The sequence below is a fragment of the Streptomyces sp. NPDC032745 genome, assembly GCF_055579465.1.
The window spans coordinates 175,237-195,061 of record NZ_JBVING010000004.1; the positions used below are offsets into that span (position 1 = coordinate 175,237).

17 protein-coding genes and 2 tRNA genes are annotated in these 19,825 nt (G+C 70.8%); 3 read left to right on the forward strand and 16 right to left on the reverse strand.

Annotated features, from left to right (window positions below):
* Nucleotides 1-158: 158 nt before the first annotated feature.
* The 9 genes from leuS to ACZ5WG_RS12115 all read right to left on the reverse strand — a co-directional run bounded on the left by leuS (nucleotide 159) and on the right by ACZ5WG_RS12115 (nucleotide 7,855).
* Nucleotides 159-3,029 (reverse strand): leucine--tRNA ligase, encoded by a 2,871-nt coding sequence (leuS, locus tag ACZ5WG_RS12075; RefSeq protein ID WP_468722526.1) that lies wholly within the window; start codon nucleotides 3,027-3,029, stop codon nucleotides 159-161.
* Nucleotides 3,030-3,277: 248 nt separating this feature from the next.
* Nucleotides 3,278-3,350: transfer RNA gene (locus tag ACZ5WG_RS12080), tRNA-Ala, on the reverse strand.
* A gap of 173 nt (nucleotides 3,351-3,523) precedes the next feature.
* Nucleotides 3,524-3,757, reverse strand: coding sequence for a hypothetical protein (locus tag ACZ5WG_RS12085; RefSeq protein ID WP_008738908.1), 234 nt, complete (start codon nucleotides 3,755-3,757; stop codon nucleotides 3,524-3,526).
* A gap of 144 nt (nucleotides 3,758-3,901) precedes the next feature.
* Nucleotides 3,902-3,974: transfer RNA gene (locus tag ACZ5WG_RS12090), tRNA-Ala, on the reverse strand.
* A gap of 112 nt (nucleotides 3,975-4,086) precedes the next feature.
* The gene (locus ACZ5WG_RS12095) at nucleotides 4,087-4,743 is read right to left on the reverse strand and encodes a histidine phosphatase family protein (protein ID WP_468723038.1); all 657 of its coding nucleotides are present in this window, start codon (nucleotides 4,741-4,743) and stop codon (nucleotides 4,087-4,089) included.
* Nucleotides 4,740-5,186, reverse strand: a complete 447-nt coding sequence (gene rsfS / locus ACZ5WG_RS12100) for a ribosome silencing factor (RefSeq protein WP_030297201.1) — start codon at nucleotides 5,184-5,186, stop codon at nucleotides 4,740-4,742. Before rsfS ends, ACZ5WG_RS12095 begins: the two co-directional genes overlap by 4 nt.
* Nucleotides 5,187-5,306: 120 nt before the next feature.
* On the reverse strand, nucleotides 5,307-6,977 hold the full coding sequence (locus tag ACZ5WG_RS12105) for an LCP family protein (RefSeq protein ID WP_468722527.1): 1,671 nt from the start codon (nucleotides 6,975-6,977) through the stop codon (nucleotides 5,307-5,309).
* Between the two features lie 24 nt (nucleotides 6,978-7,001).
* Complete coding sequence (nadD, locus tag ACZ5WG_RS12110) at nucleotides 7,002-7,619, reverse strand: nicotinate-nucleotide adenylyltransferase (protein ID WP_468722528.1); 618 nt, start codon at nucleotides 7,617-7,619, stop codon at nucleotides 7,002-7,004.
* A gap of 68 nt (nucleotides 7,620-7,687) precedes the next feature.
* A complete protein-coding gene (locus ACZ5WG_RS12115; protein ID WP_037635354.1) occupies nucleotides 7,688-7,855 on the reverse strand; it encodes a hypothetical protein in 168 nt (55 codons plus the stop codon).
* 141 nt (nucleotides 7,856-7,996) lie between these two features.
* Here ACZ5WG_RS12115 and ACZ5WG_RS12120 point away from each other — a divergent pair, with 141 nt between their 5' ends.
* A complete protein-coding gene (locus ACZ5WG_RS12120; protein ID WP_468722530.1) occupies nucleotides 7,997-9,088 on the forward strand; it encodes a M48 family metallopeptidase in 1,092 nt (363 codons plus the stop codon).
* On the opposite strand, the gene ACZ5WG_RS12125 is transcribed toward ACZ5WG_RS12120, so the two are convergent.
* The 7 genes from ACZ5WG_RS12125 to ACZ5WG_RS12155 form a co-directional block, all read right to left on the reverse strand.
* The gene (locus tag ACZ5WG_RS12125) at nucleotides 9,072-10,220 is read right to left on the reverse strand and encodes an SCO2583 family membrane protein (protein WP_468722531.1); all 1,149 of its coding nucleotides are present in this window, start codon (nucleotides 10,218-10,220) and stop codon (nucleotides 9,072-9,074) included. The genes ACZ5WG_RS12120 and ACZ5WG_RS12125 overlap by 17 nt on opposite strands.
* A gap of 68 nt (nucleotides 10,221-10,288) precedes the next feature.
* Complete coding sequence (locus tag ACZ5WG_RS12130; RefSeq protein WP_468722533.1) at nucleotides 10,289-10,837, reverse strand: SCO2584 family spore wall biosynthesis protein; 549 nt, start codon at nucleotides 10,835-10,837, stop codon at nucleotides 10,289-10,291.
* Between the two features lie 77 nt (nucleotides 10,838-10,914).
* The gene (locus ACZ5WG_RS12135; RefSeq protein WP_468722535.1) at nucleotides 10,915-12,192 is read right to left on the reverse strand and encodes a glutamate-5-semialdehyde dehydrogenase; all 1,278 of its coding nucleotides are present in this window, start codon (nucleotides 12,190-12,192) and stop codon (nucleotides 10,915-10,917) included.
* Between the two features lie 236 nt (nucleotides 12,193-12,428).
* A complete protein-coding gene (locus ACZ5WG_RS12140; RefSeq protein WP_443047543.1) occupies nucleotides 12,429-12,848 on the reverse strand; it encodes a hypothetical protein in 420 nt (139 codons plus the stop codon).
* A 61-nt stretch (nucleotides 12,849-12,909) separates the two neighbouring features.
* A complete protein-coding gene (gene proB, locus ACZ5WG_RS12145) occupies nucleotides 12,910-14,037 on the reverse strand; it encodes a glutamate 5-kinase (RefSeq protein ID WP_468722537.1) in 1,128 nt (375 codons plus the stop codon).
* Nucleotides 14,038-14,127: 90 nt separating this feature from the next.
* A complete protein-coding gene (locus ACZ5WG_RS12150; RefSeq protein WP_468722539.1) occupies nucleotides 14,128-14,550 on the reverse strand; it encodes a GtrA family protein in 423 nt (140 codons plus the stop codon).
* 3 nt (nucleotides 14,551-14,553) lie between these two features.
* Entirely contained in the window at nucleotides 14,554-15,582 is a 1,029-nt protein-coding gene (locus ACZ5WG_RS12155) for a glycosyltransferase family 2 protein (protein ID WP_468722541.1), read from the reverse strand.
* Nucleotides 15,583-15,740: 158 nt separating this feature from the next.
* On the opposite strand from ACZ5WG_RS12155, the gene ACZ5WG_RS12160 reads away from it, so the two are divergent.
* On the forward strand, nucleotides 15,741-18,629 hold the full coding sequence (locus tag ACZ5WG_RS12160) for a bifunctional glycosyltransferase/CDP-glycerol:glycerophosphate glycerophosphotransferase (protein ID WP_468722543.1): 2,889 nt from the start codon (nucleotides 15,741-15,743) through the stop codon (nucleotides 18,627-18,629).
* Nucleotides 18,626-19,819, forward strand: a complete 1,194-nt coding sequence (locus ACZ5WG_RS12165) for a glycosyltransferase (protein WP_468722544.1) — start codon at nucleotides 18,626-18,628, stop codon at nucleotides 19,817-19,819. Before ACZ5WG_RS12160 ends, ACZ5WG_RS12165 begins: the two co-directional genes overlap by 4 nt.
* Nucleotides 19,820-19,825 lie beyond the last annotated feature (6 nt).

A 19,825-nucleotide genomic window follows, 5' to 3' on the forward strand; every position in this document is an offset into this window, starting at 1 on the left:
AGGCTCCCTTCCCCTGCCGATACCGTCCCCTCCACCGTAAACGCCACGGGCAGGTCGGGGGTTCCAAACGAACCCCCAACCTGCCCGTACGGGAACACCCCTAGATCAACCAGATCGACCGGATCGGCTCAGCCCGACCGGATCAGGGGCACGGCGCCTCAGACGACGATGTTCACCAGCTTCGGCGCGCGCACGATCACCTTGCGGATCTCGGCCCCGCCCAGCGCCGCCACGACCGCCTCGTCGGCCAGCGCCAGCTGCTCCAGGTCACCCTCGGAGATCGTCGGCGGCACCTCCAGGCGGGCCTTGACCTTGCCCTTGATCTGGACGACGCAGGTCACGCTCTCGTCCACGACGTACGCCGGGTCCGCGACCGGGAAGTCCCGGTGGACCACCGAGTCGCTGTGGCCCAGGCGGTGCCACAGCTCCTCCGCGATGTGCGGGGCCAGCGGGGCGATCAGCAGGACCAGCCGCTCCGCGACCGAGCGCTCCAGCGGGCGCCCCGCCTTGGTCAGCGCGTTGTTCAGCTCGGTGATCTTCGCGATGGCGGTGTTGAAGCGCAGCCCCGCCATGTCCGCGCCGGCCCCGTCGATCGCCTTGTGCAGCGCGCGCAGGGTGTCCTCGCCCGGCTCGCCGTCCACGACGGTGACCGCACCGGACTCCTCGTCCACGATGTTGCGCCACAGGCGCTGCAGCAGGCGGTACTGGCCCACCACGGCCCGGGTGTCCCACGGGCGCGAGACGTCCAGCGGGCCCATCGCCATCTCGTACAGGCGCAGGGTGTCCGCGCCGTACTCCTCGCAGATCTCGTCCGGCGTGACGGCGTTCTTCAGGGACTTGCCCATCTTGCCGTGCTCGCGCTTGACCGGCTCGCCGTTGTGGAAGTAGCCGCCGTCGCGCTCCTCGACCTCGGCCGCCGGCACGTAGACACCGCGCGCGTCGGTGTACGCGTAGGCCTGGATCATGCCCTGGTTGAACAGCTTGTGGAACGGCTCGGCCGAGGAGACGTGGCCGAGGTCGAACAGCACCTTCGACCAGAAGCGCGCGTACAGCAGGTGCAGCACCGCGTGCTCGGCGCCGCCGACGTACAGGTCGACACCGCCGTGCGGCGCGCTCTCGCGCGGCCCCATCCAGTACTGCTCGATCTGCGGGTCGACCAGCGCGGACCCGTTGTGCGGGTCCAGGTAGCGCAGCTCGTACCAGCAGGAACCGGCCCAGTTGGGCATGGTGTTGGTCTCGCGGCGGTACGGGCGCACCCCGCGGCCGTCGCCCAGGTCCAGCTCGACGTTGACCCACTCTTCGTTCCGCGACAGCGGGGTCTCCGGCTTGGAGGTGGCGTCGTCCGGCTCGAACGTGCGCGGCGAGTAGTCCTCGACCTCGGGCAGTTCCAGCGGCAGCATCGACTCGGGCAGCGCGTGCGCGACGCCGTCCTCGTCGTAGACGATCGGGAAGGGCTCGCCCCAGTAGCGCTGGCGGCTGAACAGCCAGTCGCGCAGCCGGAAGTTGACGGTGCCCTCGCCGATGCCCTGCTCGGCCAGCCACGCGGTGATGGCGGCCTTCGCCTCGACGACGCCCAGGCCGTCCAGGGAGACGCCCTCGCCCGTCGAGTTCACGATGGTGCCGTCGTACGAGGAGAACGCGTCGTCCCACTCGGCCGGGTCGGCGTCGCGGTCGTCCGAGGGCTCCACGACGCAGCGCATCGGCAGCTCGAAGGCGCGCGCGAACTCGAAGTCGCGGCTGTCGTGTGCCGGGACGGCCATGATCGCGCCGGTGCCGTAGCCCATCAGCACGTAGTCCGCGATGAAGACGGGGACCTGGTCGCCGCTGACCGGGTTGACCGCGTACGCGCCGGTGAAGACACCGGTCTTGTCCTTGGCCTCGGCCTGGCGCTCGACGTCCGACTTCCCGGCGGCCTGCTTGCGGTACGCGTCGACGGCCTCGCCGGGGGTCGCGGCGCCGCCGGTCCACACCTGGTGCGTGCCCTCGGGCCACTCGGCGGGGACGATCTTCTCGACCAGCCCGTGCTCGGGTGCCAGCACCATGTAGGTGGCGCCGAACAGGGTGTCGGGACGCGTGGTGAACACCGTGATGGCGTCGTCGCCGACCGCGAAGTCGACGCGCGCGCCCTCGCTGCGGCCGATCCAGTTCCGCTGCTGCAGCTTGATGGCCTCGGGCCAGTCCAGCGCGTCCAGGTCGTCCAGCAGCCGGTCGGCGTACGCGGTGATCCGCATGTTCCACTGGCTCAGCTTGGCCTTGAAGACCGGGAAGTTGCCGCGCTCGGAGCGGCCGTCCGCGGTGACCTCCTCGTTGGCCAGTACGGTGCCCAGCCCGGGGCACCAGTTCACGGGCGCGTCCGAGGCGTACGCCAGCCGGTATTCGTTCAGCACGTCGGCGCGCTCGCCCGCGGTCAGGCCGGCCCAGGCGCGGCCCCCGGGGACCTCACGGGAGCCGTCCTCGAAGGCGGCGACCAGCTCGGCGATCGGGCGGGCCTTGGCCGCGTCCGCGTCGTACCAGGAGTTGTAGACCTGCAGGAAGATCCACTGGGTCCACTTGTAGTAGTCCGGGTCGATCGTCGCGAACGAGCGGCGCCTGTCGTGGCCCAGGCCCAGCCGGCGCAGCTGGAGCTTCATGTTCTCGATGTTCGCCTCGGTGGACACGCGCGGGTGCGTGCCGGTCTGCACGGCGTACTGCTCGGCCGGCAGGCCGAAGGCGTCGAACCCCAGGGTGTGCAGGACGTTGTGGCCGGTCATCCGCTGGTGGCGGGCGAAGACGTCGGTGGCGATGTACCCCAGCGGGTGACCGACGTGCAGGCCCGCACCGGACGGGTACGGGAACATGTCCATGATGAACTTCTTGGGCCGCGCGACGACCGCCGCGTCCCCGGCCAGGTCACCGGTCGGGTTCGGGGCCTCGTAGGTGCCCTGCGCGTCCCATACGTCCTGCCAGCGTGCCTCGATGTCGGCGGCCATGGCAGCCGTGTAACGGTGCGCCTCGGCCGCCTCGGGGGCCGGGGTGTTCGTCTCGCTCATGATTTCTGAAGCTCCATCGATCGTCTCTGCCGTCTCTGCCTGCCCAAACGAAAAAACCCCTCGCACAGGAGGGGGCGCCGCGCCGATGCCGACCGTCTCGAAGGGTCGGCACTGATCAGCGCGGCTCGGTAAGCAGAAGGCGTACGGCACGCATGGCGCCAGGGTACCGCAGCGGGTCCGGCGGCCGCTCGACCGTTCCGCACAACGAGAAGCGGACCACCCGATCCGGGTGGTCCGCTTCTCTTCTGTGGAGCTAAGGAGAATTGAACTCCTGACCTCCTGCATGCCATGCAGGCGCTCTACCAACTGAGCTATAGCCCCTTGCTTCTTTGCCGCCGGGCCCCTGCTCGGTTTCCCTTGCCGGTTCCCCCTGGCGACATCGAGAACATTACACGGTCATGGCCCAGGTCCAAAAATCGATTTCCGGGCGTTCGGCTTCGCCCGGTTCATCCCGTTCCGGACCCGGCTCCTCATCCCCGTTCCGCGCCGCGGCCCTAGGCTCTGGCGAACTGGTAGAACCGCTTGAGCGTGCAGTGCTCGTCGAGCAGCCGGCCGTAGATCGGCTCCCCCTCCAGCTCGCGGTACGTCTCGATCGGGTCGCCTTTTATGATCAGCGCCCGCGCGCATTCCTCGCACCAGTACTGGTAGTCGGGGTTGACCGGGTCCATGTCCCGCACGATCGGCGTGCCGTTGTTGCACCAGTCGCACCGCCGCCGGTGTGCACCCATCCGTCAGCGACTCCCTCCCGCATCGGGCCGTCGACTCCCCCCTCCGGCGGTCCGATTCTGCCACGCGGGTACGGGGCAGGTCAGCAGGCACCGAAGGAACAAACGGAAGGATCCCGCCCCCTGTTGGGGACGGGATCCTGATTGTGGAGCTAAGGAGAATTGAACTCCTGACCTCCTGCATGCCATGCAGGCGCTCTACCAACTGAGCTATAGCCCCGCTCTCCGCTGCGCTCCCCCCGTTTCCGGTGTTCTGCGCTGCGAACAAGAAGAACTCTAGCCTGTGACCAGCCGGAAAGTGAAATCCGGGTGGGAGCCGCCCTGAGGCGGGCTCAGTCGTCGTCGCCGAGCACCGGTTCCGGCAGCGTGCCGGCGTTGTGCTCCATCAGACGCCAGCCGCGCGCGCCCTCGCCGAGGACGGACCAGCAGCAGTTGGAGAGCCCGCCCAGGCCCTCCCAGTCGTACGCCGCCAGGCCCAGCAGCCGGCCGATGGTCGTACGGATCGTCCCGCCGTGGCTGACCACGACGAGCGTGCCGCCCTCGGGCAGCCGGCCGGCGTGCTCGAGCACCACCGGCGCCGCCCGGTCGGCGACCTCGGTCTCCAGCTCGCCGCCGCCGCGGCGGACGGGCTCGCCGCGCTTCCACGCCGCGTACTGCTCGCCGTACTTCTCGATGATCTCGTCGTGCGTGAGGCCCTGCCACTCACCGGCGTACGTCTCGCGCAGCGCGGCGTCGTGGGTCACGGCCAGGCCGGTGACGGCGGCCAGCTCGCCGGCCGTGGCGGTGGCCCGCTTCAGGTCGGAGGCCACGATGGCGTCCGGCTGCAGCGAGGCGAGCAGCCGGGCGGCGCGGCGCGCCTGCGCCACACCCGTCTCGGTCAGCTCGATGTCCGTGGAGCCCTGGAAGCGGCGCTCCAGGTTCCACGAGGTCTGGCCGTGTCGCCAGAGGACGATCTTCCGGCCGGCCTTCCCGGTGGCGGTCGTGCTCAGAACAGATCACCGTCCAGCTCGTCATCGCCCGCCGCCTCGCGCAGCTTGGCGTGCTCCTCCGCCTTGCCCTTGGTGAGCTTGGCGTCCTCGGGCAGCTCGATCTCGGGGCAGTCCTTCCACAGGCGCTCCAGCGCGTAGAAGACCCGCTCCTCGCTGTGCTGCACGTGGACGACGATGTCGATGTAGTCGAGCAGGATCCAGCGGGCGTCGCGGTCGCCCTCGCGGCGCACCGGCTTGGCGCCGAGCTCCTTGAGCAGGCGCTCCTCGATCTCGTCGACGATCGACTTGACCTGGCGGTCGTTGGGCGCCGAGGCGAGCAGGAAGGCATCGGTGATCGACAGCACGTCGCTGACGTCGTACGCGATGATGTCGTGCGCGAGCCGGTCGGCCGCAGCCTGGGCGGCGGCGGTGATGAGCTCGATGGAGCGGTCCGTGGCGGTCACTGGCCATGCTTTCGGGTTGGCGGGCAGATCCTTACAAGGGTCTCATGTACCGCCGACCCCGCCCGCGCGCAGCGTCCCGCGCGGGCCGGGGCACCGCCCGGGGGCCTGGTCAGGCCCGGGTCAGGACGGTTTGTAGTCCTTGCCCAGGGTCACCACGACGTCGGCGTTCACGGCGTTCTCGCCCTTCTTCACGGCGGTCTCCGGCAGGCCCAGCGTCTTGGCGACCTCGACCGCCTTGGCGCGCTGCGCGTCGTCCTGGTACGTGATCTGCGTGGCGGGCTGGGTCTTGTCGGCCTTGCCGCCGTCCACGAAGGTGTAGCCGCCGTTGAGCAGGGCCGCCTTCGCCGCGACCTGCGTCTTGTCGTCGCCGGTGGCGTCCTTGAGGCCGACGCGCGGCGCGGTGCCGGCCTGGGCCGCCGTGAAGCTGCCGCCGAGCACCTCCTTGACGACGTTCTTGTTGGCGTCGTCGGTGAGCGTGCCGTCCGGCTTCACCGCGAGGACGTCCGTGCGGTACGCGTCGGTGCCCTCCTTGGCGTGCTCGCCGAGCCTGGCCAGGAGGGCGCCGAGGGCCTGGGCGTTCAGGGAGGGGTCGAGGATCTGGCCCATGCTCTCGACGGTGACGGTTGCCGACTTCGGGTCGCCGGGGATCTTGCGCAGCACGCCGTAGAGGACCTTGCCGAGGCGGTCCAGCTGCTTGGCCTCGGGCTCGCCCTGGGCGCGGTGGGTGGCGTACGCGACGGCCATCGCGCCGCTGAGGTGCTGCTTCTGGCCCTGGGCCACGGCCGGGGTCTTGGCGGCGTCGTCGGCCGGGACCGCGGTGTCGGTGTCGGTCTCGATGCCGCCGACGAGCTCGACCAGGTTCTCCAGGAAGGGGGTGTCCAGGCGCCAGGTGCCGCCGATGTGGGTGCCGAGCACCGAGTCGAGGGAGTCCCGTACGCCCACGCCGCCGTCCTCGACCGCCTTGCCGAGGGCCGCGGCGGTGCCGTCGTCCTTGGGGACGCCCAGCGTGTTCGGCAGCAGGACGGTGGCGCCCTTCTTGGTCGTGACGTTGTCGACGAGCAGCGCCGTGGAGGTGCCGCCCTTCTTGGTGTTGTGCAGGTGCACGACGATCATGTCGCGCTTCTGCGGTCCGGCGGCGGCCGCGGAGTCCTTCTTCTGCCCGGGGCCGTCGAGGAACGGCAGCTTGCCCGCGTACCAGAGGTAGCCGACGCCGCCGACGACGAAGAGGGCCAGGACGACGATCAGGGCGATCACCCGGTTGCGGCCGCGGCGGCGGGCCTCCTCGCGGCGCTCGGTCCGGCTCTCGGTGAACTTGAGCCAGTCGATGACGTCCTCGGAGTCCTCGTCCGGCTGGTCGATGAAGGCGAACTGCTCGGTGCGGTAGTCGGGGGCGGCCTGCCCGTCCTCCTCGGCCCGGCGCGGTTCGGGGACCTGGGCGGGGCGCGGGGGCTGCGGCCCGGCCGCGGGGGCCGGGGCGGGGGGCTCGGGTGCGGCCTGCTGCGGGATCCACTGCTGGGTCTGCTGCGTGTCGTACCCGTAGGCGGGGGCCTGGGTGTACTCCTGCTGCCCGTAGCCGGGGGCGGCCGGCTGCTGCGGCTGCTGCTGCTGCGGGTAGTACGCCTGCTGGCCGTAGCCCTGGTGGTCGTAGCCGTACTGCTGCTCGTACGCCTGCTCGTACTGGGCGGGCTGCGCGGGCACCTGGCCGTACACCGGCCGCCCGTACGCGTCGTAGCCGATGAGCTGCTGCTCCTGTGCGGCGTACGGGTCGTACGGCTCCTGTCGGTCGTTCACCGCGGGGCCCCTCTCTCCGGAAGCTCAGGCTCCCCGGTACAGCTCACGCTTGTCGATGTAGCGCACCACACCGTCGGGCACCAAATACCAGACAGGATCCCCCTGGGCGACCCGTGCGCGGCAGTCCGTGGACGAAATCGCCAGCGCGGGCACCTGCACCAGGGAGACGCCGTCCTCGGGGAGCCCGTCGTCGGTGAGCACGTGGCCCGGCCGGGTCACTCCGATGAAGTGGGCGAGCGAGAAGAGCTCGTCGGCGTTCCGCCAGGTCAGGATCTGGGCGAGGGCGTCGGCGCCGGTGATGAAGAAGAGGTCGGCGTCTTCGTTGAGCGCGCTCAGATCCCGCAGGGTGTCGATCGTGTACGTCGGCCCGCCGCGGTCGATGTCGATGCGGCTCACCGAGAACTGGGGGTTCGAGGCCGTCGCGATGACCGTCATCAGATAGCGGTCCTCGGCGGGGGACACGGCGCCCTGCGACTTCTGCCAAGGCTGGCCGGTCGGTACGAACACCACCTCGTCGAGGTGGAACAGGGCGGCCACTTCACTGGCGGCCACCAGGTGTCCGTGGTGGATCGGGTCGAATGTCCCGCCCATCACGCCGAGCCGGCGCTTGACCGGGCCGGTAGGCATCTCCTGCTCTCCCATGAGCGCAGAGCCTACTGGCCCGGCGGAGCGGTGCGGACCCGCATTCGAGCGTGTGCGCGAGCGCGGGTTCAGCGGTCGCGGTTCAGTCGCGTGGTCACCCAGAGCATCAGCAGCAGGATGAACAGCGCGCCGCCACCGGTCAGGTACGGGTTCAGGCTGTCGTGGTTGCCGCCGTGCTGCTCGGCGCCCTCCGACGCGAGAACGACCAGGTTGTGGGCGGTGGTGGAGAGGCTCATCAGGCAGATACCTATCGAGTCGGGGAGCGAGCGGAGACTTCGCTCACATCGTATGCGGGGGCCTGGGGCACGCTCACGCCGACTCAGGCGTTGGAGAGGATAGACGCAGAAGCGCACAGGCCGATCAAGGGGGAGGGCGTTATGACGGAGACCGGGTTCGAGAAGGTGCCGGCGCGGGACCGCAGGAGGTTTCCCGGCATTTCCTCGCGCGCGTACGAGCACCCGGCGGACCGCTCGGCGCTGGTGGCGCTGCGCAAGCTGAGCGGGTTCGACACCGTGTTCAAGGCCCTGAGCGGGCTGCTTCCGGAGCGGAGCCTGCGCCTGCTCTTCCTGTCGGAGTCCGTCCGGGTGGGCGAGACGCAGTTCCCGCACCTGTACGAGATGCTGCGCGACGCCTGTTACATCCTGGACCTGGAGAGGGTCCCGCAGATGTACGTGCAGCAGGACCCGAAGCCGAACGCCATGTGCATCGGGCTGGACGAGCCGATCATCGTGGTGACGACGGGCCTGGTCGAGCTGCTCGACGAGGAGGAGATGCGGGCGGTCGTGGGCCACGAGGTGGGCCATGCGCTGTCGGGGCACGCCGTGTACCGGACGATCCTGCTGTTCCTGACGGGTCTGGCGCTGAAGGTGGCGTGGATCCCGCTGGGCAATGTGGCGATCATGGCGATCGTGACGGCGCTGCGGGAGTGGTTCCGCAAGTCGGAGCTGTCGGCGGACCGGGCGGGGCTGCTGGTCGGGCAGGACGTGCACGCGTCGATGCGCGGCCTGATGAAGATCGCGGGCGGCAACCACCTCCACGAGATGAACGTGGACTCGTTCCTGGCCCAGGCCGAGGAGTACGAGTCGAGCGGCGATCTGCGCGACTCCGTCCTGAAGATCCTCAACGTGCTGCCGCGGACGCATCCCTTCACCACCGTGCGGGCGGCCGAGCTGAAGAAGTGGTCGCAGAACCGGGACTACCAGCGGATCATGGACGGCCACTACCCGCGGCGGGACGAGGACAAGGACACCTCGGTCACGGACTCCTTCCGGGAGTCGGCCTCGCACTACGCAGACGCGGTGCGCAGCAGCAAGGACCCGCTGTTCAAGCTGGTCGGCGATATCGCGGGCGGCGCGGCCGACGTCGGCGGCAAGCTGCGCGACAAGTTCACGGGCGCGGCCGGCGGCGCCGGTACGGGCTCGGGTGCGAGCGCCGAGAACAAGGGCGGCCCCGCTACGGAGCAGGGCTGACGGGGGCGGTCCCGGCGGCCGTCGGCGGCGCCAGTACGCCGCACAGCCCGGCGGTGCGCCGGGGGGTGCCGCTGGCGTACGGGTCGCTCGCGGCCGGGCCGACCGTGGTGGGTCCCGCCCCGGCCAGGACCGGGTGGAAGCCTTCGGCGGGATCGGTGGAGCAGTCCTGCGGACCGGCCATCACGTAGGCCGAGACCAGCTCCGCCCGCCGGACCGCGAGGTCTTCCCGGTCGAAGCGCAGCCGCAGCTCGCGCCGGACGGTGAAGAGCGAGGCTCCTTCCGCCGCGGCCGGGGAACCGGTGGCGGGGTGCACGGCGTACACGAAAGTGTGGTCGGTGATCACCTCGAGCACGTCCGCGGAGACCTCCTCGAAGGCGAGGGTTCCGTTCACCCGCACCCGGGTGTCGGCGACGACGGCCGTGCCCGGGTCGAAGCGGACCAGCCAGCCGGTGGCCGCGTGCCGCCCGTCGCCGGAGGGGGAGGTCATGCTGCGGTCGAACTGCGCCAGCTGGTCGGGGTCGAGCAGGACGCGCACGGGCCGGGTCGCGGCGCCGGCCAGTACGTCGGGGTCCAGCGAGGACTGCACCAGGTAGTCCTTGGCGATGGACAGGGCGGTGACGACCTGCCCGTCGGTGAAGTGGTGGGTGCGGCGCACGGCCGGCAGGGTGATCCCGGCCGCCCCGACCCGGTACTCGGCCGCCGGGCTCTTCGCGTACAGGTCGACGGGCCGCCCGCCGGGCACGGTGGTGCTGGGCGCAAGGGGCACGACCGTACTGCTCAGCGGACCGGTCCGGCTGGTGGACGGGGGTACGGCCGGATTGCTCAGGCCCATGTAGACGGCCGCGGCGAAGGCCACGGCGATGAGCAGCACCAGCAGCATGCCCTGGCGGGCTCCCCGGCCGGGCGTGCTGGTCTTGGGCCGGGAGGAGCCGCCGCCGGACCAGATGGACCGGCTGCGCACGGCCCGCGCATGCTCGCCCATCCGCTCCTGGGCGGAGAACTCCTGGAGCCGGGCAGCCCGGACGAAGTCCTCGTCGAACACCACCGATCGGTACTCGTCCGACCGGAACTCCTCGTCGCCCCCGCCGATGCCCTCGGGGGTGCCGTCGGGTGGATCTCCTGGCACGGCCATTGCTTCTCCCCGCTGTCCCCGCTTCAGAGAAGCCCCCAGCTCCGGCGAACGCGAGTGGGGTCGTACCTTCAGGGTTGGCGGCCGACGGGGTACATAAACGCTCCGGCGCCGCTGACTTCCGTGAGCGGGGTGCTGGCGGGCGCGGGAGCGTGGTCCGCGTCGCTCGAGGCGCTGCGGTAGACGGCGCTGAAGGCGAGGGCGACCATGCCGAGGCCCATCACGAAGGCGAGCACCCAGGCGACAGGGCGCAGCCAGGGCGAGCGGCCCCGGTAGGGGCGCAGGGCGCCGCCGTAGGCCCCGTACGGGCCCTCCGCATGGCTGGCGCCGTATTCCCAGCCGGGTTCGTCGATGCCGTACCCGTCGGGGCGGCCGTAGCCGTAACCGTCGTAGTCGTCATCGGACGTCCAGCCGCCGGCGACGGCGCGGGCGGCTTCCGCCTCGGCGCGCGCCCGGTCGGCGGCCCGCTGGCGTTCTGCGGCGCTCGGTTCATGGATCTCGGCGTTCCGGACGAAGTCCTCGTCGAACACCACGGAGGCGAAGTCCTGATCCGCGCCTCCGCGGTCGTCGTTGTCGGGCTCCCCGTCGTCCGGGAACTTGCCCCCCACGTCGTCCGGCACAGCAACAGCCTAGACCTGGGGGGCTGCTTTGGGCAGGGTGTGCGCCGAAATCCGGCCACCCGGTGTTCGAGGTCCGACTACCGAACGTGACCGTCACCCGTGACGATGTACTTGGTGGAGGTCAGCTCCGGGAGGCCCATCGGGCCGCGGGCGTGCAGTTTCTGCGTGGAGATGCCGATCTCGGCGCCGAAGCCGAACTGGCCACCGTCGGTGAACCGGGTGGAGGCATTTACGGCGACCGTGGTCGAGTCGACCAGCTGGGTGAAGCGGCGGGCGGCGGCCTGCGAGGTGGTGACGATCGCCTCGGTGTGGCCGGAGGTCCAGCGGCGGATGTGGGCGACGGCTTCGTCGAGGGAGTCCACGACGCCGGCGGCGATGTCGTAGGAGAGGTACTCGGCGGCCCAGTCCTCGTCGGTGGCGGGGAGCGCGGTGGCCTTGGAGTTCTCGGCGGCCGCGAGGACGCGGGGGTCGCCGTGGACGGTGACGCCGGCGTCGGCGAGGGCGTCGAGGGCGCGCGGCAGGAAGGCTTCGGCGATGTCCCGGTGGACGAGGAGGGTCTCGGCGGAGTTGCAGACGGAGGGCCGCTGCGCCTTGGAGTTGATGAGGATGTCCACGGCCATGTCGAGGTCGGCCTGGGCGTCCACGTAGACGTGGCAGTTGCCGGTACCGGTCTCGATGACCGGGACGATGGACTCCTCGACGACGGTCTTGATGAGGGAGGCGCCGCCGCGCGGGATGAGGACGTCGACGAGGCCGCGGGCGCGCATCAGCTCGCGGACGGAGTCACGGGACTCGCCGGGGACCAGCTGGATGGCGTCGGCGGGCAGGCCTGCGCTCTCGACGGCGTCGCGCAGGATGCCGACGAGGGCGGTGTTGGAGGCGTAGGCGGAGGAGCTGCCGCGCAGCAGGACCGCGTTGCCGGACTTCAGGCAGAGGGCGGCGGCGTCGACGGTGACGTTGGGGCGGGCCTCGTAGATGATGCCCACGACGCCGAGCGGGACGCGGATCTGGCGCAGGTCGATCCCGTTGGGGAGGGTCGAGCCGCGGACGACCTCGCCGACGGGGTCGGGGAGGGCGGCGACGTCGCGCACGTCGGAGGCGATGGCGCGGACGCGCTCCGGGGTGAGGGTGAGGCGGTCGATGACGGTCTCGCTGGTGCCGGCGTCGCGGGCCTTGTCGGTGTCGACGGCGTTGGCGGCGACGATCTCGGCCGTACGGGCCTCCAGGGCGTCCGCGATGGCCAGCAGCGCGGTGTCCTTGGCGGACCGCGGGAGGGGGGCGATGGCCGCGGCGGCGGTGCGGGCCGCTTGCGCGGTGGCGATCACGGGCGAGACGGGGGCGTCGAGCGAGGTCATGCCGCCCAGGGTAGTCCCCGGCCCCGCCCGGGCCGACGGGGTTCCATCCCGCGAGATGCCCTTGTTCGATGCACTGGCCGGGGTGCGGCTTGTGGGCCCTGCGGGACTCGCCCCCCTACCCGCCCTTCCACCGTTCCCCGGGCTCCGCCCCGGACCCCGAAAGACCCCGGGCTCCGCCCCGGACCCCGCGCCTCGAACGCCGGCGGGGCCGGGTGGTGCCGGTGGGCCGGATGCGGCTAGTACGGGTGGACACCCACCGGATGCGCCGGGGGCGGGCCGTAGCCCTCCGCTACCCGGAGGTGGTACGTCGCGCGGTCGATGACCTCCAGGCCGACGATCTCCCACGGCGGGAGCTGCGCCGAGGAGCGGTGTTCGCCCCACAGGCGCAGGGCGACGGCCGCGGCGTCGTGGAGGTCGCGGGCCTCCTCCCAGTACCGGATCTCCGCATGGTCGTCGGCGTACCGGCTGGTGAGGAGGAACGGGTGGTCGTGGGCCAGCTGCTCCAGCCCGCGTCGGACCTCCGACAGCGGCGCCGGCCTGCCCGAGACGCTCAGGGTGACGTGCCAGAGGCGGGAGGCTTCGTCCTGCTCGCCGTCCCCGCCGCCGCTGATGCTGGTCAGCGCTCGTCTCACCAGCCCGCCTCCTGTCTGCGCCATGCCTGTCCGCCCCTCACAGTTGACCAGTCCCCGGCCCGCCGCGCGGCGGTTTTACCGAACCTCAGCCCTGCAGCAGGACCAGATCGTCGCGGTGTACGACCTCGCGCTCGTACTCCGGGCCGAGTTCCTTCGCAAGCTCCCGGGTGGAGCGGCCGAGGAGCTGCGGGAGTTCCTTGGCGTCGAAGTTGACCAGCCCTCGGGCCACGGCGCGGCCGTCGGGCGCGCGCAGTTCCACCGGGTCGCCGGCGACGAACTCGCCCTCGACGGCGGCGATCCCGGCGGGCAGCAGGGAGCTGCCGCGCTCGGTCACCGCGCGTACGGCGCCCTCGTCCAGGACCAGGTGCCCCTGCGGGGTCGAGGCGTGCTGGAGCCACAGCAGCCGGTCCGCCGAGCGGCGGCCGGTGGCGTGGAAGTGCGTGCCGGTCAGCCGCCCGGCCAGGGCGTCCGCGGCCTGGCTCGCCGAGGTGAGGACGACCGGGATGCCGGCCGCCGCCGCGATCCGCGCCGCCTCGACCTTGGTGACCATGCCGCCGGTGCCCACGCCCGCCTTGCCGGCGCTGCCGATGGAGACGTGCGCGATGTCCTCGGGGCCGCGCACCTCGTCGATGCGGGTGGTGCCGGGCAGCGACGGATCGCCGTCGTACAGGCCGTCCACGTCGGACAGGAGGACGAGGAGGTCGGCGCGGACCAGGTGGGCGACGAGGGCCGCGAGCCGGTCGTTGTCGCCGAAGCGGATCTCGTCCGTGGCGACCGTGTCGTTCTCGTTGACCACCGGCAGGGCGCCCATGGCCAGGAGCTGGTCCAGGGTCCGGTACGCGTTGCGGTAGTGGGCGCGCCGACTGGTGTCGTCGCTGGTCAGCAGTACCTGGCCGACGCGGACACCGTACCGGGCGAAGGAGGCGGTGTACCGGGCGACCAGCAGTCCCTGCCCGACGCTGGCGGCGGCCTGCTGCCGGGCCAGGTCCGTGGGGCGGCGGCGCAGGCCGAGCGGGGAGAGCCCGGCGGCGATGGCTCCGCTGGAGACGAGGACGATCTCCTTCTCGCCGCCGCTGCGGGCCTTGGCCAGTACGTCGACCAGGGCGTCCACCCGGTCGGCGTCGAGTCCGCCGGCCGCGGTGGTCAAGGAGGAGGATCCGACCTTGACCACGATCCTGCGGGCGTCCACGACACCTTGCCTAGCCGCTGACACGTCTGTCCCCTTGCCCCTTGCCGGTACCGTCTGCCACCTCAATCTACGGGGTGCACCGGAGCGGCCGCTCCGGGGTTTCAGACGGTGGACTCAGCCCGCGGACCCGCTGCGGGCCGGCTCCGGGTTCTCCGTCCGTGCGGCGCCGCCCGTGACCAGGATCTTGCGGGACAGCAGGTAGGTGAACGGGATGGCCACGACGGCGGCGACGAGCGGGGCGATCCGGGTGTCGAGCCCGGCCCAGGTCACCAGGGCGTAGAGCCCGGCGGACTGGATCACGTAGTTCGTGACGTTCGTCAGGGGGAAGAGGAGGAACTTCTTCCAGGTGGGCTTGGTCCGGTAGGTGAAGTAGGTGTTCATGAAGAACGAGCCGACCATCGCCAGCAGGAAGGCGAGCGTGTAGGCGAGGAAGTACGGCATCCACGGGTGCAGCAGCAGGTAGATGGCGAAGAACGTGCCGGTGTTGACCGCGCCGACGAGGCCGAAGCGGAGGATCTGGCCCAGCTGGGTTCGCATGGTTCAGCGCACCTCGCGCTCGGCGGAGACCGTCAGGCGCGAGGCGGACAGGCCGCCGCGTTCGCGTTCCGCCTGGACCCGGGTGGTGTCGGGCCGGGCCTGCGCGTCGGCGCCGTGCGCCTCCTTGACCAGGAAGTGCGGGCGGCGCTTGGTCTCGTAGTAGATGCGGCCGATGTACTCGCCGATCAGACCCAGCATGATCATCTGAACGCCGCCGATGCCGACGATGATCGCCACGAGGGTGACGTAACCGGGTGCGTCGACCCCGTGGGTCATGGCCATGACCGCGATGTAGAAGGCGTACAGGGCGGTCAGCGCCACCAGGGACACGCCGGCCCAGATGCCGATGCGCAGCGGCCGGTTGTTGAAGGAGATCAGCCCGTCCATCGCGTAGTTCAGCAGGGAGCCGAACTTCCACTTCGTCTCGCCGGCCTCGCGCTGGGCGTTGCGGTAGTCGAAGTGGACGGTGTCGAAGCCGATCCAGGAGAAGAGGCCCTTGGAGAAGCGGTTGTACTCCGGCAGCGACAGCAGCGCGTCCACGGCCGGCCGGGACAGCAGGCGGAAGTCCCCGACGCCGTCGGTGAGCTCCACGTCGACCCAGCGGTTGACGCCCCGGTAGTAGAGGCGGCTCAGCGCGGAGCGGACCTTCTTGTCGCCCTCGCGGGTGCGGCGGGCGATGATCTGGTCGTGGCCCTGCCGGTAGTAGTCGAGCATGGTGGCGATGAGCTCCGGCGGGTGCTGGAGATCGGCGTCCATGATGACGACGGCGTCGCCGGTGGCCTCGCGCAGACCGGCGAGCATGCCGGCCTCCTTGCCGAAGTTGCGGCTGAAGGAGACGTACCGGGTACGGTCACCGTGTTCGGCGGCGATCTTGCGGAGCTTGGCGAGGGTCCCGTCGCGGCTGCCGTCGTCGACGTAGCAGACCTCGTACTCGACGGGCAGGGAGTCCAGGACCCTGCGGATCTCCACGTCGAAGCTGTCGATCACGGCTTCTTCGTTGTAGCAAGGGACGACTACGGACAGCTTCGTCATGAACACTTCCTGCTGGGTCCGAACGGGTGATTGTCGGCGACCGGACCCGCCACACACCTCTTCCTTAGAAGTATGCACGCCGAGGGTCGGCCTGCCGGATCCGCGCGCGGCACACGGTAGCTTTGACGGGTTAAGCGGAATGGAACGAAGGGATCGAGGTGCACGTGCCTGACGTCTCCGTGGTCGTCATCGTCTACAACGACGCAGAGCGTCTGCCGACAGCCGTCCAGTCGGTTTTGGACCAGACCCTGCACGGGGTGGAAGTCGTGATCGTCGACGACTGCAGCAAGGACCGGTCGTATGCGATCGCCCAGGAGCTAGAAGCTGCGCACCCGGGGAGAGTGCGCGCCTTCCGGCTGCCCGAGAACAGCGGCGGCTGCGGCGCCCCGCGCAACCACGGCATCCAGCAGGCCACCGGCACGTACGTCATGTTCCTGGACAGCGACGACGTGCTGGAACGAAACGCCTGCCGGAACATGCTGGCCGCGGCCGAGCGGACCGGCTCCGACCTGGTCTCCGGCATGTGCGTGCGCGTGCACCTCGACAACCGGTGGGGCAAGACCACCGAGTGGTACCCCTGGATCTACTCCCGCACGCGCACCCTGGAGTCGATCACCGAGGACCCCGACCTGCTGGTCTACGACACCCTCTCCACGAACAAGTGCTACCGGCGCGAGTTCCTGCTGGAGCAGGGCCTGGAGTTCCCGGTCGGCATCCACTACGAGGACCTGCTGTTCTCCGCGCAGGCCTACGTCGCGGCCCGCCGCATCACGCTGATCCCGAACCACGTCTACTACTGGAACGTGGCCGAGAAGGCCACGGCGAAGTCGATCAGCAACCGGCGCCACGAGATCGCGAACTTCGTCCACCGGATGGAGATCCACCGCCGCGTCGACGGGCTGCTCGCCGCCAAGGGCCACACGGACATCAAGTCCGCGAAGGACGCAAAGTTCCTCAAGCACGACCTGGTGCTGCACCTGCGCGACCTTCCCCTGCTGGGCGACGCGTACCGCCAGGAGTTCGCCCGCCTCGCCAACGGCTACCTGGCCGGCATCGACCCGGCCGCGTACGAGCACGTCACGTACCTCCAGGCGATCTGCGCGTACCTGCTGGGCAAGGAGGACTGGGACAACCTGCTCCCGGCCGCCGACGCCATGACCAACAAGGGCCGGCTGTCCTCGCCGCTCGCGGAGCGCGACGGGCGCGTCTACTGGTGCGCGCAGCACATCGACGACCCCGACAGCGCCGAGGCCGCCGAGGCACGCCGGATACTGGACGTCACCGAGCAGGGCTTCCACACCACCCCGCTCACCTCCCTCGCGCTGGGCAACCGGCTCACCGCGTACGAGGACGACGGGCGCGGCACCGTCACGCTCTCGGGCGCCGTGGTGAACCCGCTGGGCCGGATCAGCCCGGAAGCGGAACTGGGGGCCACGCTGGAGTTCCGGGCCCGCCGGCAGATCGGCGTGCGCTCCTTCAGCTTCCCGGTGGCAACCGTGCGCCATGCCGGTGACACGATCGAGTGGACCGCCACGGCCGACATCGCCGGCACCGTCCGTCCCCTCGGCATCATCGACGCCGTCTGGGACGTCCGCCTGAAGCTGACCGCCGGCGGCGAGCGCCTGACCACCCGCGTCTCCGTCGGCGGGGTCGACCTGGAGTCGGCGGCCCGCCTGCGCGTGCGCCCGCGGCTGACCCGGCTGGTCTCCGACCGCTTCGAGCCGGAGGTGACCAAGAAGGGGAACCTCTCCTACGTCCTGACGGCCGAGGGCGCCGCCGCCGTCCGCACCCAGACGCTGATCAGCAGCGCGATGCACGGCAAGGCCGCCGGCGTGGTCAAGCGGGGCCTGCGCAAGGCCCTGCGGGCCCGCCGCAACCTCGGCTCGGGCGAGCAGAAGGTGAAGGTCTACCACGAGGTCTTCTCGAAGCTGCCGATCAAGAAGGGCACGGTCGTCTTCGAGAGCCACATGGGCAAGCAGTACAGCGACAGCCCGAAGGCGATCTACGAGGAGATGGTCCACCAGGGCGTCCCGTTCGAGGCGATCTGGTCGTACGCGGGCGGCAAGCCCAGCGGCTTCCCCAAGGACGCCACCCTGGTGCGCCGCTGGAGCTGGCCCTACCTGCGCGCGCTGGCGCAGGCCGAGTTCTGGGTCGACAACCAGGGCTTCCCCCTCGCCCTGACCAAGCGCGAGGGAACCACGTACATCCAGACCTGGCACGGCTCCGCGCTCAAGCGCATGGGCTTCCACGAGCCCCGCACCAAGGCGCAGGGCAAGGCCGGCCAGGACCGCTTCCAGGCGGCCGTCAACCGCTTCGACCACTTCCTGATCCGCTCCGAGCACGACACCCGCACCCTCGCCAAGGGCTTCCGGCTGCGCGACGAGGTGCTGCTGCGCACGGGCTACCCGCGCAACGATGCCCTGGTCGAGGCGCAGCGGGCCGAGGCGCAGAGCGGGGAGCGGGTGCGCGGGCCGCTCGCCGCCGAGCTGGGCATCGACCCGGGGAAGAAGGTGCTGCTGTACGCGCCGACCTTCCGGGCGAACGCGGAAGGCGCGGTGGAGGGCTTCGAGTTCCCCTTCGACGTGGAGGAGTTCGCCGAGCGGCTCGGCGACCGCTTCACGCTGCTGGTGCGCACCCACTACCTCAACAGCGTTTCGCTGCCGCCGTCGGTCGCGGACCGGGTCATCGACGTGTCCCGGCACCACGACATCACCCCGCTGCTGGCGCTCGCCGACGGGCTGATCACCGACTACTCCTCCGTGATGTTCGACTACGCGGTGCTGGACCGGCCGATGCTGTTCTTCGCGTACGACTACGAGAAGTACGCGACCGACATCCGCGGCACGTACTTCGACCTGAAGGAGAAGGCCCCCGGCCCGGTGGTGGCCACGGCCGACGAACTCCTCCAGGCCCTCGCCGCCTTCGACGAGGCGGACGCCAAGTACGCGGAGGCGCGGCAGCGTTTCCTCACCGAGTTCGGCGAGTACGACCGCGGGGACGCGGCCCGCCAGATCGTCGAGAAGTTCTTCACCAGGAGCGGCAAGTGAGCCAGCAGACCGCCGAGTCCGGCGCGCGCGACGAACAGCCTGGCGGCCGTGACGTCTTCATCGTCTCCAACAGCGTCGACGAGCTCGGCGGCGTGACGACCTGGTCGCACCAGATGGCCCGGCTGTTCACCGACCGCGGTCACCGGGTGCACATCGTCGGCATCGCCCCGGTCGCCGAGGAGATCCGGCAGAAGCTGCCGCAGGACCTGCCGTACGCGATGACCACCCTGTACGACGCCCACCCGCCGAAGGCCCGCCGCATGCGCGGGATCAAGGGCCGGCTGAACGCCCCCGAGCGGCGCCGCCAGGCGGCCCGGCGGGCGAAGATGCGGGCCAAGGCGGAGACGCTGAACGAGCTGTTCCGTGCGGCCCGCCCCGGGGCCGTCGTGATCGTCACGCAGGTCTGGGCGATGGAGTGGGTGGCGCTCGCCGACACCAAGGGGCTCGGCGTCATCGGCATGAGCCACGAGTCGTTCGAGGCCAGCCAGAAGTCCACCCGCGGCGAGCGGGTCCGCCGGTACTACCCCGAGGTCGACCGGCTGCTGGTGCTGACCCCCGAGGACGCGGACCTGTGGATCCGGGCCGGCATGGAGAACGTGGGCAGCATGCCGAACCCGCTGCCGTTCATGCCGGACTCCCCCGCCCCGCGCACGGAGAAGGTCGTCGCCAGCGTCGGCCGCCTCGCCTTCGAGAAGGGCGTGGACCTGCTGCTCGACGCGTGGGCGGAAGCCGCCCCGCAGCACCCCGACTGGGTCCTGCGGATCTACGGAGCGGGTGTGGAGGAGCCGGCGCTGCGGGCGCACGCGACCGCACTGGGGCTGGACGCCTCCGTGCAGTGGATGGGCAGCACCGACGACGTGCTGGGCGCGCTGCGCGGGGCCTCGGTCTTCGCGCAGGCCTCGCGGGCGGAGGGCTTCCCGATCACCCTGCTGGAGGCGATGGCGACGGGCCTGCCGGTGGCCGCCTTCGACTGCGCGCCGGGCGTACGGGAGATCGTCGAGCACGGCGAGGACGGGCTGCTGGCCCGGCTGGGCAACACGATGGAGCTGGCCGGGCACCTCGACGTGCTGATGTCGGAACGCGAGCTGCGCGACCGGCTCGGCGACACCGCCTTCCGCAGTGTGCAGCGCTACTCCAGCACCGAGATCACCGACCGGTGGGAAGAGCTCTTCACGTTCCTGGAGCGCTGAGCCCGC